The organism is Porphyromonas canoris (assembly GCF_000769115.1).
Lineage (GTDB): Bacteria > Bacteroidota > Bacteroidia > Bacteroidales > Porphyromonadaceae > Porphyromonas_A > Porphyromonas_A canoris.
In genome coordinates this window covers 744,649-761,061 of sequence record NZ_JQZV01000013.1, presented here as the reverse complement: position 1 = coordinate 761,061, position 16,413 = coordinate 744,649, and the positions used below count along the sequence as shown (strand labels likewise).

Below are 16,413 nucleotides of genomic sequence, written 5' to 3'. Positions count from 1 at the left end.
TTGTTTCAGACTAAAAAAATAGCCCCCGACGGACTAATAAATAGTAGTCGAGGGCGTATTTGACTCATCTCTCAGCCCACCGGGCTACAGCATAAAAGCTCCGGAATCAGATCTTACCTACAAGGTCGATGCTTGGCTTCAGTGTCTGCTGACCTTCGCGCCACTTTGCAGGACACACTTGACCGTCGTGAGAAGCCACATACTGCGCAGCCTTGATCTTACGTAGGATCTCTTCCGCATCACGACCCACGCTGTTGTCGTTAAGCTCTACGATCTTGATGACCCCTTCCGGATTCACAACGAAAGAGCCACGGTATGCCATCTGATCCTCCTCGATAAGGATACCCAACGCACGTGTCAAAGCTCCCGTAGGGTCTGCCAACATAGGGTATTGCACTTTCTTGATGGCAGCAGAAGCGTCTGCCCAAGCCTTGTGTACGAAGTGAGTATCGCAGCTGCAAGAGTAAACCTCAACACCCAGTTGCTTAAACTCTTCATACTTGTTCGCAAGGTCTTCAAGCTCGGTAGGACATACGAATGTGAAGTCGCCCGGATAGAAAACCACCAAAGACCATTTACCTTTAAGATCTTCATTGGTAATCACTTTGAATTCGCCGTTTTGGTATGCGTTCAGCTTAAACTCCGGAAATGTTGTGTTCAAAATTGGTGTCATAATAAGTTGGATTGTTTTATGGTTTATAATTTTACTGACATCTATATTATTGCAAAACAAAGTTAGATATACTCATCAACCCATTCAACAGATAATATATATAGGGTTATAGATGCGATCTATAAGAAGAGCTTTACAAGCTCATCCATCGGATAGTCTTTCTGCTCTCCGCTCTTCATATCCTTGATGTTCACCACGCCGTTCTCCAGCTCTTTTGTCCCCACAAACGCCACGAACGGGATGTTAAGGTCATCGGCATAGCTCATCTGCTTCTTCATCTTGGCGGCATCCGGGTATAACTCCGTCCGCACACCCTGCATACGCAGCATGTTCAATACGGGCAGCACGGCATCCACCTCCTTTTCGCCGAAATTGATGAACAGCAGCTGCGTGCCTCTTGCACTCTCTTTCGGATAGAGATCCAGCATATTCAGCACATCGTATATACGGTCTGCACCGAAAGAGATACCCACGCCGGAGATATTGTCCAGACCGAACACCCCGGTAAGGTTATCGTATCTTCCGCCACCGGTGATGGAGCCCATCTCCACACCCACAGCCTTTACCTCGAATATCGCACCCGTATAGTAGTCCAGCCCGCGAGCCAGTGTCAGGTTCAGCTCAAGCTCATTCTTCAACGGCGTAAGGGCAAGTTTGTCGAGGATGAACTCCACTTCGTCCAAGCCCCGAATAGCTGTGGACGACTCGGCAAGTACCTCCCGAAGCACCGCGATCTTCTCTCTGTTGCCACCGCTAAGGCGCAGTATCGGCATCAGTTTCTCTATTGCGGCATCGGAGATTTCACGCTCTTTCAGCTCCTCCACCACTTTGTCCAATCCGATCTTATCCGTCTTGTCCATCGCCACGGTAATGTCTATGATCTTGTCCGCATGCCCGATGTACTCCGCAATACCGGTAAGGATCTTTCGGTTGTTCAGCAAGATGCGTACCGGGAAGCCGAGCTTCGTGAAGACCGTGTCTATAATCTGCGTCAGCTCCACCTCATTGAGCAGAGAGTCGGAGCCGATCATGTCCGCATCGCACTGGAAAAACTCCCGATACCTCCCCTTTTGAGGGCGGTCGGCACGCCATACGGGCTGAATCTGATAGCGTCTGAAAGGCAGCGTTATCTCATTGCGGTGCTGCACCACAAAGCGGGCAAACGGCACGGTAAGGTCGTAGCGCAATCCTCTGTCGCACGCTTTGGCGGCAAAAGAAGCAGAGTTTTTTGCCAAAAGCTCCTCGTCCGTAAACTTCGCCAGGCAGTCGCCCGAATTTAAGATACGAAACAGCAGCTTATCCCCCTCGTCTCCATATTTTCCGGTGAGAGTGGAGAGGTTTTCCATTGCAGGCGTCTCTATCTGACGGAAGCCGAAGCTGTGAAACACGCTCTTTATGGTCTCGAATATATAGTTTCTCCGCTCCATTTCGTGAGGAAGAAAGTCTCTTGTTCCTTTGGGTATGGATGGTTTTTGCATCTTTCTCTATGTTTTTTTGATTCTACTACAAAAATACGACTAAAAACCGACTTCCGGAAGCAAAAATCAAAATGCTACCCCCTGTCTCCCATGCCTCATCCCCTAACCGACAGACCGCCATCCGACACCCCCTCTCCCCTTTCCCGAAACACAATATACGGCTTAAAAACTTTCTCTGATCACGTCTAAATCTTTGATTGAACGGATTAAGAAAAAGAAATCGCGGCTTGATTTCTAAAAATCAAACCGCGATCTGTACCATTCAAGCCTTGCTTTCTCTCATCCAAGCCCTCATCTCCCTCTCTTTACACGTTCACCCCATCTTTTATCCCCTTTCAATCATTCTTCTGAACCCTTTTATCTCAACTTTCTTACTTATCAATCTGATGTAAATAGGCTTAATGACTGAATGTGTATAGATACTCACCTACATCTTCAAAGATTATAGAGAGACAAAAGAGTCTTGATAGTCTTACTGACTGAATATGTATAGATACCTTAGTGGTTAACAAGCGGACTATAGCCCCCGTGATCAGTCTTGATAGTCTTACTGACTGAATATGTATAGATACTGATTGAAAAGCTTACAGGTAAACCTTTCAATAAAAAGTCTTGATAGTCTTACTGACTGAATATGTATAGATACTCGGATTGGCATGCAGGAGAAGTTCCTGAAAGAGTCTTGATAGTCTTACTGACTGAATATGTATAGATACATAGAAGATCTCCACTTTGAAAGCCTATGGAGTTTCTTGTCTTGATAGTCTTACTGACTGAATATGTATAGATACTCTTATTTAATGGGCAGGGCTAGTCTGTGTATTCCTTGTCTTGATAGTCTTACTGACTGAATATGTATAGATACAGAGAAGCAGCTTTAGAGATAGCTGAAGAAGACGGGTCTTGATAGTCTTACTGACTGAATATGTATAGATACAGGACTACCAAAGATGGGGTGTTTCCCATGATCAATTGTCTTGATAGTCTTACTGACTGAATATGTATAGATACTTCTTTTTTACGTCTTGAAAGGATAATCCTTTACGTCTTGATAGTCTTACTGACTGAATATGTATAGATACATCTTCACTGAAAGAGAAATATGGTATTCAAAAAACGAGTCTTGATAGTCTTACTGACTGAATATGTATAGATACTCACTGAGGGACATAATATCAGCGATTTAGATGGTGGGTCTTGATAGTCTTACTGACTGAATATGTATAGATACTTTAAGATAATCTTCCTACTATTAGTAGGGATTTTATCGGTCTTGATAGTCTTACTGACTGAATATGTATAGATACTCCCTGAACAGCCTAAAGTTTGGAAGGTCAACATTGCTGTCTTGATAGTCTTACTGACTGAATATGTATAGATACAACAAAATCAGAGTTTCAACACCAGGAACTCTTGATGTCTTGATAGTCTTACTGACTGAATATGTATAGATACGCTGTTACCAAGGGGTATTATGATTGTAATTGCAAGGGTCTTGATAGTCTTACTGACTGAATATGTATAGATACAGCTGAGGGAACGAATCCAATCTCATGGTCAGTTGTTTCGTCTTGATAGTCTTACTGACTGAATATGTATAGATACTCAGGGACTCTCGGTCTGTGATTTCACTGGGAATGGTCTTGATAGTCTTACTGACTGAATATGTATAGATACAGCTCTGAACTTCTGATTATAGCAGAGGGATTATCCCGTCTTGATAGTCTTACTGACTGAATATGTATAGATACCAGAACTATTTGGCTTTCCAGTAATAACATATTGGAGTCTTGATAGTCTTACTGACTGAATATGTATAGATACACCATCTTCTGAGATTAAGTTTGAAGTTGCTAGGTGTTCTGTCTTGATAGTCTTACTGACTGAATATGTATAGATACATTGATAGGTGGGTTCATTGGAGTATCATAACAGGAGTCTTGATAGTCTTACTGACTGAATATGTATAGATACAAAAGATTATTTTCTGAATCTCCCAGGTCATATAATGCAGTCTTGATAGTCTTACTGACTGAATATGTATAGATACTTCCAAATCAAGAATGATCGTAACTTAGTCGCGGTTTTCGAGTCTTGATAGTCTTACTGACTGAATATGTATAGATACTATTTGATTATCAACGATATACAAAAAAGTAAATTCGCAACTCTCTGATTATAAACAAGCAAAATAATTTCGAAAATACCGATATATAACTGCGCATATGTCGTCAATATATCTCATAGAAAGATTATTCTTTCTTGAATAACAAAGATATCCCGCCGGCTATCTAAAATTCCTATTCAAGATGTAGAGGTTCTCCATTCCGAAGAATGCGGATATTGTTCTTGGAGCAATACTTTATCATGTTACCGCTTAGAGTAACACCTTCTGCTTCTATAGAGATCTCTCTTACTTCCGGAGCCGGCAGCTCTCTCACTATCCGGTTATCCTTGCGAATCAGTATAGTATCCCTGCTTACGCCGATAGCAGAGCCCTCTTCCTCTATAACAACAGGAGCAAAGGAGTGAGGGCTTCTTCTCCGTTCTCGGGAAGAAGAAACAGATGTCTCTTTAAGGGAGTCCCCTTGCTCTGCTACGATCTGTCCGTTACCCGATACGGTGTGAGTACCAATATGCACCCAATGAGCCACAGCCAGCATGGCAGCTGCAACAGGATGATAGGAAGTGCGGTAGTGAAGCTGTCCCAAAATACCGGACATATCGTAGTGTCTGTTCTCCTTTATGGTAGACTTACGCGGCATGCTTACTTGGGAGAGTAGCAGATCGTCCCTGTCCGGAAAGATGTATGGCTCTATCTGCATGCGCTCATCGGTAAGGAGATAGTGCCGGTAGAGGTCGTGAAGTCTCCGAGATACCCGGTTCATGAGACGAGAATATGGAATGAGATCGGTAAGGATATGGTCTATCTTGAGCGTTGTGGGCGAAAGGAAGCGAATGGTAAGGATATCTTCCCATTTCGGTGCATGCTTCAAGAAGAAACGGATATCGAGCCGAGCATTCTCTGCTTTCAGATCGGTCTGATACTTGTCCGTTGCCGGATCGAGCAGCTGATAGGAGTGGTAAGAGAGATGGTTCTCGTGAAAGAAGTTGTACTTCTGCCATTCGGGAAGAAAACGAAGGAACTCATCCACCGGTGCGGCATCTTTTGCCACTATGGTGATATAGAGATCCAACGGCTCTCTACGGGCTATGCGATGCCGATTGGGCTTGTCGGCACGGATGACAAGACGAGAAGAGATAGTGGATGTCTTCTCTTCTTCTCCTTTTGTACTCTCCGGCTTGAAAAGATCGGAGTAGAGATGCGAAAAGGTTTTGCTGTTTTTGAGAGCATTGCCCAAAGCAAAGCGAGGCAGGAAGTACCACTTGCCCTTAAACTCCACATCCTTTTGTGCTACAAACCTTACCCGAAAATGGTAAGCAGAGAACTCCCGAAGAAATATAGGAAGTTCTTCTGCTGTAATACCGGTATCAGGACTATTTATCTGTAAACTGTCCATATCCTACGTTGGTTTTCGCTCCAAGTCCGAACGTCAGTATGATCTCCCGGAATAGTTTTTCCTTAGCTTCCGCCGTAAAAGAGCCATTGTTCCTGAATAGGAAGCGGAACCGGTAAGTAACACCGGGATTTACTCTGAGGAAACGTACCGGATTGGGATCTTTTAATGGATTTTCGTGATGCGTGATATAATCGTCTCCAAAGAGAGAAGAATCACCACTTACGGAGACAGGGTAAGCATCCAGAAAAATATCCCTATCGTAGATAGACTTCCCTTCACCTTCAAAGATCTCTTTTATAAACTCTTCTTTCTTCCAACCGCTCCACACTTTTTGTTCATCTTCCTCGTTATATTCAAGAAAGTCCCACTCTTCGATGGCAGACCTTAACGCCCCTTTTATGGAAGATCCGGGTATAACGGGCAGACCGGAAGTGTAATCGAAATACATACCAAGATTGTAAACCTCTGGTGCATCATCTTCCTTCGGCTTATTTTTAGGACTGTTTATCTCGTGGTGATAGCCCACGCCACACAGCAAACCCGGATAGCAGGTCGTTAGCTCAAAGTCCGTTACCCCCTCAATATTCTCTTTATAGGGAAGAGTGACTCCCTTTAGTTTATTCTTTAGTTTATCATTCTTCTCTTTATTGAACTTCGAGAAGTTAGTCACAATACCCTTGCTATTGAGATTTATTGTATCAAAATACTCTTGGTAGTACCAGTGTCCAAAATTCATCGTTCACCCCCTTTCTGTTGTTCCGTTTCGTCTTTCTTGGACTCTTCAACGACAAAAGTTCGAAGAGCCAACTTGAGAGCAACTGCATACTCAAGTATTTTGTACTCCCACTCCTTTGCTTTGGGCTTTAACTGTTCTATGCTTCCCCCTTCTTTGCCTATTATAAGCCGGATAATGTCTGTGGAAAATTCATCAATCCCCTTTTTCTCTTCGCTCACTGCCATATAGTATAAAGCTCTGAGCCATAGAGTTCGCTCATCCTTATTGTAGAATATGAGCGTAGGGAGGAGTCCCGACTGAACTATATTAGGACCAAGCGCATTGATGTACCCCTCGTGGACTTTCTTAAACTTCTTATCCTTACCAACAATACCCACTTCTTCAATGGCCTGCATAGCCTTAGGAATCAAATTCTGTATGACTTTCTTATTCATTTTTGAGAGGATCTTTAATATTAGTAATCTTGCAAAAGCCGTAACCAATAGAACCATTAGCGCCTATTTGGATGACTCCCTTTTGGATTATCTCGTTGAAACTCGCAAAAATCTTTTCATTATCGTAAGATACGAAGAAGACAAAACGGCTCTCGGCAGGCACGACCTCTTCGTACCATAAGTTTTCACTCTTCCCATTGTCCAATTTATTACGGGCTATGACCGGGAGTTGCTCAAGATCCTCATTGGATAAATCCCTTTCAGTCCCTTCAGGTAACATCTCTTCAATATTCGATGGAGCGGAAAGAAGGTTGGCTAACTCCGTTATAGACTCTTGCAGAGCTTCGTTTGTTTTAAGCGTGTAAGGAGCAGGATCGTTTTGTTTCGTCTGAACAGGATAGGCTAATAGGTTGGCTTGGAAGAAGGTAAAGTTACCAATGCTATGCTCTTTTTCATTCTCCTGATTCCTGTTTTCTTTTTTCTCATTCCTATTCACATCAGCTCCAAACACGTGCTTGATGTCGGCAAAGCTATGCTTCAAAAAGAATTGTCTCAAAGCCCCTTTAAGGCTAGAGGAGTAAATGCAGGGCATCTCTGTGGTTACATCTCGTTGTACACATTTGTCCACCACTTCGTAAGTGGCATCTCCCTTACCCAGATGCATATTGGTAAGGCAACGGATCATATAAGTTGCTGTTTTCATATTCTGATTGTTGTTATTCTTTTGTTTTTGTTGGTTCTATAATGATGGCATGATTATAGCCAATGGTATGGAAGTTATTGATGTTTTCCTCTTTGTTGACTTCTTCCTTGAGGTGCTTACAGAATAGTTCCGCTTGCTCTTTAGTATCAAAGTAAAACACTGAGCCTCTGGTGTATAGTTCATTTTGACGACTTAGGGCAGTTCCTGCTTCTTTGATGTATTGTTCTTGTCTCTTCTTCTCCTTATTGTAGAACTTTTTTGTCCCTACGTGAGTGAGCAAACAAGCAAAGTCTTTTACCTCCGTACTTGCGAATATCACCTCGCCAAAGTGATTAGGCTCAATCATAGCATCGGACAGGAGTACTACGGTACAGTGCTTTTCATCGCTCGTAAGAGAGGTGCTCTCAATAGTGAGGTTGAGGGTCTCTTCGCTTACCTCCATAAGGAAAGGCTGTCGTTCTCCACCGAGGTAGACAACTCTCTTATCTAACTCTTTGTATCTTATATCTTCGTGGGTCTCCAAAAGTAGTGCAAAGCAGAAGTCGTGCTCTCTTACGAGCGGTTGCTTGCACTGCTCAGTCTTTTCGCCCTTTACCTTTTTGAAGTTGTTGAAGCGATAGTATCTCTGACGAAAGAAAGCATCATCGTTAGTCGCTCCTTCATAATCTTTGCGTATCCCGATACGCTCATCTTTTGTGAAGAAGTCCTCTTCGTTAAGGAGCGTATGGCTTTTGGAAGATAGCCAGCAAGACGCCATGCCTTTCTTGGATTTGTATTTACTAAAGATAGGAGGGCATCCATCCTCACAAGAGAGGTGTAAGAGTTCATATAGGTCTTCTCCTTTCTCCTTTTGAAACCGTCTACCCACAGGTAGGAAGTACTCATCCTTATTCTTCTTATCTATGATAAAGACAGGGGAGAGCGACTCGATAATACCAAACTGCAACTTCTTCTCAGAGAATGGAGAGAAGCTCTGTTCGCCAATCAGTTCTGCAGCTTTCTCTTTGTCTTGTATTTTATTATTCTTGAAGACTTCCTCTCCTGCTATTTGCAATAGTTGATAACGCAAAAGCCCCAACAAGGCAGTTTGCTGTGGGAAGAGGGAGGAATACACAAAGTAGTTGGCATTGTCATCGCCAAACGTTTTCTTCTGCCCAAGGAAAAACTTGTCCAATGGCGTAAGCTTAATAAGATAGGTAGACATATTATTTCTCTGTTTTAGAAGTTACAAATTGGCAGTAGCGCAAGATGCCGTGGAGCAGTTTTTTGTTATCAGAGAGTTCACCGGAAGTATCTTCGGAGTGATGCATAGAGTAGATAAACTCCTTGAGGAGTTCGAAAAACTCTTTGTTCTCCTTGTGAATCTCTTCGTCGAAAAAGTTGTCAAAGACCGCATTGATACGCTCTCGAGATTGGGTAACCTCCTCAACGAAAAGTATCTCATACATCTCTTCTATCCAATAGATAAGACTATTGAGCATGTTTCCATCGCCTTTGAAAGCTCGTACAAGCTCAATAGCCTTTCCATACAAGCTTTCCTTTCGATCAGTCTCATCAGTACTGCTATGCTTACACGGCAGCAGGAACTCTATCTTCTGCCCACTGTGTTTCTGTATGGATATAGCTACGGCATCTTTCTTGTTTTTGTTTTCCTTTTCCTCTTTCTCTTCCTTTGCTTTCCTTAACATACTATCGGCCATGTCTATTGCCTCTGACATGGGACTCTTGTAGTAAAAGATACTTACTCCGTAAGACATCGATAGACCTGTACCTATCTTCTTTTGGATAAATAAGTCATCTATCTTCTTGATAAGGTGGAATACATCCTTCTCAATATCACCCTCTAATACAGGAGCAAAAAGAAAGAGATCATCCCCTCCGATATAGACAGGTATAGCCTTTGTTTTCTGTATTAACTCATCGGCCACCTCGACAGAGAACTCGAAGAATGATTTCATAAATCTGCTTAGCTTATTTTCCTTTTCCTCGTCTACTTTAAGGTTTTCGATGTATGTCCCAAAGCCATCTCCGTCCGCCTTTATGACTGCCAAATACTTGTAGCAGTTTCGAAATTCTGTCTTTGAGGTTAATTGGGTGTACTCTACCTCTCCCTTCTCATCTTTGGGTGGGTCTTTTAGCCATCCGGACACGGCTATTTCTGAAGTGCTTAGGAAAGCTCTCTCTTTGGAATAATCGTCCAAGAACGAATTCTTCGAAGCCTCGATAAAGAGCTCCATATAGTCTTCTTCGGTTTGAGTGGAGGCTTTGTTGAACAACTCCTGTGTGTTCAAGTAGCTATTGAGTTGTTTCAAAATGCCGCAATCGGAGCTAAGCTCTACCGTTATGCAGGAGATAGAGAGGTAATTCTCTAAGTACTCGCAAATATACTTCTCGTCCTTCGAAGCAGCATTGCTATACCGACTTTTTATTTCTTCAAACTCTCTTCCACTTTTGGGCAATATCCTCTCTTTTTCCTTCCGAAAAGTCTCCTTGAATTTCTCAGCAAGTCCACAGAAGATTTCTCTTTTTATTTCTTTGATTTTTTCCTCTTCAAGCTTCCTTTCAGCAAAAAGTCTATCGGGGAATAAGCCCACCTTTTTAGAAATCTGCTTAAAATCAAAAAAGTCCTTAAAAATGTCATCCTTGGGTTGTATCGGAGAGATGATATTTATCTCTTTTTCGGGCATCCTTTCGAGCAATTCCCCCATTATCCAAGAGAAGAGGTAGCTCGCTGTCCAAAAGGACCTCACGCTTCGAGCCTTGTCTAAGGTTTTACCTATCGGCCCAATGGTTATTGCTGTGTATACTTTATTTTTTATTTCCTTCGAGTTCATCGTGAAGTTCTTTATGAAGTTTATTGTAAATAGCTTTTATATCATTGAAAATATCCTTACCCTCTTTCATTGCTGTTGATTTTCTTTGTTCCGGATCTATATTTGAGAATATATACCTAAGAGCTTTTTTCAAATCAATATTCGTTGGAACTTTCAAGATGAGGGGCTTCTCTCTGAGAGGAGTAGCATTTTCTTTGTGTAGAGCTTTCACGCAAACTTCGCTACCTAAAAAGTCGTTCCATCCAGAAGATTCCGGGAAGACATCAAAAAACACAGTAAAATTATTGCCAAAGCGAATAGGCTTGAACTGGATGGGAGACTTCAAACGAGAAAACTCTTCTACCCCTTTATCCGTTTCCTTTTTGCAAGTCTTCTTGACCTGATACTCTTTGCCTCGTGCTTCATCGGTAGAGAAACCTAATAGATCTCTAAAATCGTATTTCTCTTTAGAAGAAATATCTTCTATTTTATGCCTCTTCTTTTCCTCTTCAAGTTGCTGAGGAAAGAAATACTCTTTGATGCTCTTTTTGTCCCATTGTTTATTTAGAACGGTCGTTACGTAGTAATGTAGTGCCGACTTGAAGTAAAGGATACTTGTCTTTTGTTCTCCTTTCCCTCTATACTCGTTTATACCACTTCTAAGGCTTTTATAAAAGTAGTTTATTCTATTCATAACCTCTTTGTAGTCGTCGCCCGAAACATCGAAGGAGTATTTATAGACATCTCTAATTCCCTTTTTTCCATCGCTCTTTACTGTAAACGAACCGTATCCTTTGGATTGTCTTGTACCAAAGTTGTGAAGTTGAAAGAACCGAACAATGGACTGCTCTATACAACCTTTTAGAACCTCATCCTTTACCAATATGATTATCTTCACACTCTCTGCCGTAGCCAATCGTTTGGGCTTTTTTGCTTTTATGTTTCCAAAGTACATAGGTGCACTTTCTGCATCTATGTCTTTAAAATCTACATTATGAGCTATAATCCTCATTTTGTAGTCAAGACTTTTTCGAAACTCTTTGGCTTCTTTCTTTTCTTTATCTTCTTCTCTCTCCTTAATAACACTCTTAGGAAGTTTTTCTTTGTGTTCTTTCAAGATAAACTTATCAAGCTTTGGTTTGACCTCCGATGCACGAAGTGTTGCCCCTTTATCATTCGCCTGAAAGTGAATGATAGGGGTATGTTGAATGAGTTCAAATGTTAGTCTTTGCATACCTTTATTAGTTATGTTTTAATTATTACTCTCAGTGCTTATCTCTGCAAGACTTAATGATTTCCTCATTGGACTTTAGTACAGATTGTATTACTCTCTGCCAATCGGCATGATTATTTAAGATCGCATCCTGACGAAATTTATCAATCTTTTCCTCATGCTCCAGCTCTTCTTTTCGGATCTTTAGTTTCATACATCTGTCAATCCAAACAATTGCGACAGAAGCTATTGCTAAAATAGCAACACAACAGCATACACAACAAATAACATTCATAGCTTTTTATTTTTTATGAGTTAAGTAATATCGAATAGGGACAAATAGGCACAAAGCCATAACAAGAAGTGTTACAATATCTCCTGCATGCCATTGGATGTATAAGTCACTACCAAGGAATTCAGAAAAGATTCCTCCCTTTGCAAATGTATTTATTCCCAAAACTCCTGTTAATAGCCCTAAAGGCAGATACAGATTGGCAATTCTATTGAGCTTACTCTGTTCATCTATGTCCAGATAACCAAACAGCTCTGTCATTTCACCTTCTAAAGCTTTAGTATCACGCTCTATATTCATATTTTTTTGGAACATCTCATACATCTCCATACCTTGTATCTGCGATGTAACCTCTCGGAAATAGAGTTCATTCAAAAAACGAATATAGTTTTCATAAAGCTCCTTGATATTGCTACCGGCTTTCCTCTTTCCCCTACGAATCTGACTTGTAAGATAGGATATCTCACCGCTAAATCTTAGGACAGAAGCACGCTGTACCAAACACAAAATAGCCATCTGATAGTACATACTCATAAAATGTCCTTCTATAACATCCCAACCTATGGTGTATACAGCAGAATCTCTCGTAATACCAATCAGGGTACCAGCCTCTATCCATCTCTCATAAGAGCATCTTTTGATCTCTTCCAACTGCAGACGATCACTTGCTACCCCCTTAAAGAGTCCGTCTCCGAACAGATAGCGATACCAGAAATCTCTTTTCTTTCCAACTTCGTATGCATATCCCATCTCCGGCAAAAAGCATAGTCCCCCTTGTATTTTTTCTTCTCTTGAAAAATTCCTTTCACTTTCTTTTAAACTCTCAGCTAGTTCTCTACTATAAAAACAGCTTAAAAAATACATCCTGTCATCCATGACCGGAGATATTCTAATTCGCCCTGTCTCTTCATCGCTATTTCTAAAGACAAACTTACACCGGTCATCTCCGAGTTTATCCGTTGGCTTATAACCAAAAACCTGACGAATATGATCCGGAGGTAAAAATATATCGGTATGATTTATGAGCTGTTCAAACTGACTGAAGTCATCATAAAAGCTCATATCTCCAATACTTCCGGAGATAGAGTTTGCCAAGAAAGTTGTTTTTGCTTTTAAGCGATCATCCGAAGCCATAAACTGAGGATAGAGACGACGTCCAAAATCGTTTATACGTAAAACATCTTCCTCCTCAACATATTTATCATTGTACAGAGAGAAAGAAATAACACCGACACCCGTATTAAAAGCATGAAGAGAGACACTTTCAAGTCTTAACTCATAGGTTACAGACAAAGAACCCGTATTTATATCTATACAGTAACGTCCTCCATCAACCTCCAATTCATAAAAATAGATCGATCTATTTTCTTTGGTACCGTAGAGTGCTTTTCGAGCAAATGGGTGAAAATAAACATACTCGCTATAATGCTCTGCGGAAAGACCTATCTCAAAATAGCGTCGTTTCAAAGGACTGACCTTTGTAAATAGTCGGTCAAAAGCATCCAAATCGGTTCGTTTACCATACGATGTATTCTTCTTTTTGCCGGAAGGGTGGTCTATATAGTCCCACTGAAAAGGGAATATAAAAATATGTCTGCTATGTTTAGGTGTTTCCATAAAGGTGGATATTTAATACGTTTTTGAAAAAAACTCTGAACTCTTCTACCTTCTTCCCTTATTTCTGCCTTTCATAATAGTTAGAGGTATCCAAAAGAAAAAAGTAGAGAATCCATAAGCACTCAACAAAAGCAAAAATAAAAAAAATATCAACTCATTCAAGAGGTTTTCTTCTATTTATATCTTTCTCAATCCAAACTTTTCTCTTACATATTTTCTCCTCTGTAAAGCAAAAATAATGACAATAAATTTGAAATAAAGAGGAGGTCAAAAAGAGAGTGTTTGTGGTATGGAATATATAAAAATGAGGCTTTAGAATTTTCCGGAATAAATCACCCCACACTCTCTTTAGAAAGATGCAAAAGGGGAAGATATAGGATAACAGACTCATAATAAGAGTAATACAGAAAATTCAAAACTTGAGAAAAATTTTTTCTTTGGGCGTCTGATCGCTCTCTCCTGAGTTAACAAAGCAAAAATTAAAGCTATTCAAATGTAAATAAAAACTAATGCAAAATCTAAGACAAAAATGCTCTTTTTGTAGAGAAAAACGCTAACTCTCTAATAATCAATAGCATCAATAAAATTTCTAAACACGTTAATCAAATCCGGTAAACGTGTTTAATGAAATCACTAAACGTGTTCATTGAAAAATTAAACACGTTAAGCCGAAAGAATATGCTCGTTTACCGTTTTTACTTAACAGGCATCGAAATTTATGTTAATAAAACGAGATAGATTTAACAGTTCGCTCATGCTCTGAAAACACCCCCTCCGAGCAAAATAGAAAAAGGGATGAAGAAGAGACGGAATGTATAAAAATGAATTGAGAGACGATGTTTTCCTTTTTCATTATTCTCTTCTAATAAAAAAGTCATCGGTCAAGAAAGAATAATTTTTCTTGACCGATGACTTTCCGGAAACACTCCTTTTTGAGAGTTCCTTGTGAACCACTAAAGAGTAATCCGATAAAGAAAATTTAAGATCTCTTTCCCAATAATATCAATGCCATGAAGCCATAAATTCCGGATAATAGAATCAAGGCGGAAGATAGGGCTAAGAGTGGTAAGGTAACTCGCTTTCTATACCGGATGAAATATATCAGAGCCAGGACAAGAGAGAGTGCAAGGGTGTAAAGATTGCCGAGTTCGCCTCTCGGATAGATACGTGTACTCTCTCCCGAAGAGAAAGTAAGACGAAAAGGAAAAAGGATTTTGCCGATCTGCTCTACCCTGTCCGTCTCAAACTTGATCGTATGACTCGCCACCTGATTGCCACTTTCGGTCTCTATGGCAATAAAGGAGACGCCATCGTTTTGCTGAATACGATAAGTAGTGTAGAACATATTCCCTATTGCCATCCAGCCTTCTTGGGTGTGTTTGAGTTTGGGTAGATCCACCTTCTGAAACGAGTATGGCTGATGCTTCAAGAAGTAGAGTGCGCCATCTTCGGTATAGATGTAGGCGAGCTTGGAACGGTCTGTGAATCCGCACAGCTCCATATATAGAATCGGAGCAGAAAGGTTCTCTGTGGCAATCTGCTCTAAATAGGGTTTTCCCTCTACCTGCTTGAAGTGAAAGAGAGAACCTTTGGAGTCGAGCAGGAGATAACCTTCGTCATACTCCTTTCGAGCGTTTCCATTACCGGCTGTCTTATATATAGGAAAAGAGAGATTGGAGTTCAGAAAAACGGAGTTGAAGCGTTCGTTCTTTTCTTCATCAAGAGCATTGGTTTTGCCATTGATGAAACAAATTCTGTGATTTCTAAATACAAAAATATCTTCTGCCGGATTAAGATTGACACGTCCGGAGGCACTTTCGATCAGCTGATAGGCTTTTGGAGGTGTCCTGTTTATATCTTTAGGCGAAAACCTGTGAATAAAGTTGGTGGCTCGGACAGCCTGGAAGTTAATCTTTCTGCCCAGCAGTGTGTCGGGAAAGCGATTATCCGCGACCAGCTGTCTCGCATAAAAAGTGGGGAGGATGCTGTCGAACTCTACCTCTGTGTACTCTTTTGCCCCATCTATGGTACTTCTGAGAAGTTTATCGTCCTGCACTTCGGTTTTTACAAAAGTCTGTTCCACTTCACTGTACAGAACGAATGGGACTTTATCCGACCGAGTAAAAAGATAACCATAGAGCAGTGGCAAAAAATAGCTCATCAGCAATATGGCAACAGGTATGAGTATGAATCTTATATATTTCATGATGATACTAAGTCTTTTTTGAAAGATACAGGAACACTAATAGACATATCCTCTCCTGAAACGATACACTGCATAGAGAGGCAAAAGAGCCGTAAACAGGAGAATAGATGAAAGCACAACCAACATTCCAATTGTGTAGGCTTCGGGCGCGGTATCCAAAAAGAAGAGACTCTGAAGCCCCACAGAAATAAGAAGAGCTATAGCTCTCATACGCATATTACCTTCGAGAATGATCCAAGAGGTGAGAAAATAGGAAGAAAAACCACCCATACACCAGGGGATAAGAGAATAGAGAATGCGCCCTAAAAGCTCTGAAGGAAGATACATTCCGTAAGAAATAGCAGATCCCAAAAACAATAATAAGACAAAGGAGAAGATAAAACTTGCTCCATAAGCCAACATATAGTAAGTGCTTCTAATGTCCGAAAGAGGCAGGTGAAGTGTCAGCTTCAATCTCTTTTGCAGTACTTCCGGAATCATTTGGGCAGTGGCAAGAACAAATCCAAGAATCATCGGAATATATCTGAGACGATCCACAAAAATGGCATCCCTCTCCAACATCACGCCCCATAAGTGAGCAACATCCTGTATGCGCAGTGCTCTATGAAAATTGTACAGTGTATAGAGAAGAAAAAGAAGAGCGGCAAGGAAAAGAACCACAGTGGTTACCCTGGTTTTAATCCACTCTTTATAGAGTAAGGAACGAAATAGATTCATCTTGTTTTGT

13 protein-coding genes and 1 CRISPR repeat array are annotated in these 16,413 nt (G+C 40.9%); all 13 genes read right to left on the bottom strand.

The genetic code is table 11. The annotated features are described in order from the left end of the window. Positions 1-106 precede the first annotated feature (106 nt). Positions 107-673 (bottom strand): alkyl hydroperoxide reductase subunit C, encoded by a 567-nt coding sequence (ahpC, locus tag HQ43_RS08295; RefSeq protein ID WP_036792096.1) that lies wholly within the window; start codon positions 671-673, stop codon positions 107-109. A 119-nt stretch (positions 674-792) separates the two neighbouring features. Further along, positions 793-2,151, bottom strand: coding sequence for a histidine--tRNA ligase (gene hisS / locus HQ43_RS08290; protein WP_036792093.1), 1,359 nt, complete (start codon positions 2,149-2,151; stop codon positions 793-795). Between the two features lie 386 nt (positions 2,152-2,537). Beyond that, a CRISPR array of direct repeats spans positions 2,538-4,279; the repeat unit is 37 nt; unit sequence GTCTTGATAGTCTTACTGACTGAATATGTATAGATAC. A gap of 172 nt (positions 4,280-4,451) precedes the next feature. Continuing rightward, positions 4,452-5,672 carry a CRISPR system precrRNA processing endoribonuclease RAMP protein Cas6 gene (gene cas6 / locus HQ43_RS08285; RefSeq protein WP_052103161.1) on the bottom strand — a complete coding sequence of 407 codons (1,221 nt, stop codon included), beginning with the start codon at positions 5,670-5,672 and terminating at the stop codon, positions 4,452-4,454. After that, positions 5,650-6,408 carry a type III-B CRISPR module RAMP protein Cmr6 gene (gene cmr6, locus HQ43_RS08280; protein ID WP_036792089.1) on the bottom strand — a complete coding sequence of 253 codons (759 nt, stop codon included), beginning with the start codon at positions 6,406-6,408 and terminating at the stop codon, positions 5,650-5,652. Before cmr6 ends, cas6 begins: the two co-directional genes overlap by 23 nt. Continuing rightward, positions 6,405-6,842, bottom strand: coding sequence for a type III-B CRISPR module-associated protein Cmr5 (gene cmr5, locus HQ43_RS08275; RefSeq protein ID WP_036792088.1), 438 nt, complete (start codon positions 6,840-6,842; stop codon positions 6,405-6,407). Before cmr5 ends, cmr6 begins: the two co-directional genes overlap by 4 nt. Next, on the bottom strand, positions 6,835-7,545 hold the full coding sequence (gene cmr4, locus HQ43_RS08270) for a type III-B CRISPR module RAMP protein Cmr4 (RefSeq protein ID WP_036792087.1): 711 nt from the start codon (positions 7,543-7,545) through the stop codon (positions 6,835-6,837). Before cmr4 ends, cmr5 begins: the two co-directional genes overlap by 8 nt. Positions 7,546-7,558: 13 nt before the next feature. Continuing rightward, a complete protein-coding gene (gene cmr3 / locus HQ43_RS08265) occupies positions 7,559-8,749 on the bottom strand; it encodes a type III-B CRISPR module-associated protein Cmr3 (RefSeq protein ID WP_036792085.1) in 1,191 nt (396 codons plus the stop codon). Between the two features lies 1 nt (position 8,750). Then, positions 8,751-10,379: a type III-B CRISPR-associated protein Cas10/Cmr2 gene (gene cas10, locus HQ43_RS08260; RefSeq protein ID WP_235305965.1), complete on the bottom strand. Its 1,629-nt coding sequence runs from the start codon at positions 10,377-10,379 to the stop codon at positions 8,751-8,753. Then, the gene (locus HQ43_RS09975) at positions 10,354-11,592 is read right to left on the bottom strand and encodes a hypothetical protein (protein WP_036792083.1); all 1,239 of its coding nucleotides are present in this window, start codon (positions 11,590-11,592) and stop codon (positions 10,354-10,356) included. Before HQ43_RS09975 ends, cas10 begins: the two co-directional genes overlap by 26 nt. A 31-nt stretch (positions 11,593-11,623) precedes the next feature. Beyond that, positions 11,624-11,785 (bottom strand): hypothetical protein, encoded by a 162-nt coding sequence (locus HQ43_RS09940; protein ID WP_161785900.1) that lies wholly within the window; start codon positions 11,783-11,785, stop codon positions 11,624-11,626. An 87-nt stretch (positions 11,786-11,872) separates the two neighbouring features. Beyond that, positions 11,873-13,480: a hypothetical protein gene (locus HQ43_RS08245; protein ID WP_036792078.1), complete on the bottom strand. Its 1,608-nt coding sequence runs from the start codon at positions 13,478-13,480 to the stop codon at positions 11,873-11,875. Positions 13,481-14,459: 979 nt separating this feature from the next. Next, entirely contained in the window at positions 14,460-15,686 is a 1,227-nt protein-coding gene (locus HQ43_RS09555) for a DUF4857 domain-containing protein (protein WP_052103160.1), read from the bottom strand. A 36-nt stretch (positions 15,687-15,722) separates the two neighbouring features. Next, positions 15,723-16,403 (bottom strand): hypothetical protein, encoded by a 681-nt coding sequence (locus tag HQ43_RS08235; RefSeq protein WP_036792076.1) that lies wholly within the window; start codon positions 16,401-16,403, stop codon positions 15,723-15,725. Positions 16,404-16,413: the final 10 nt, after the last annotated feature.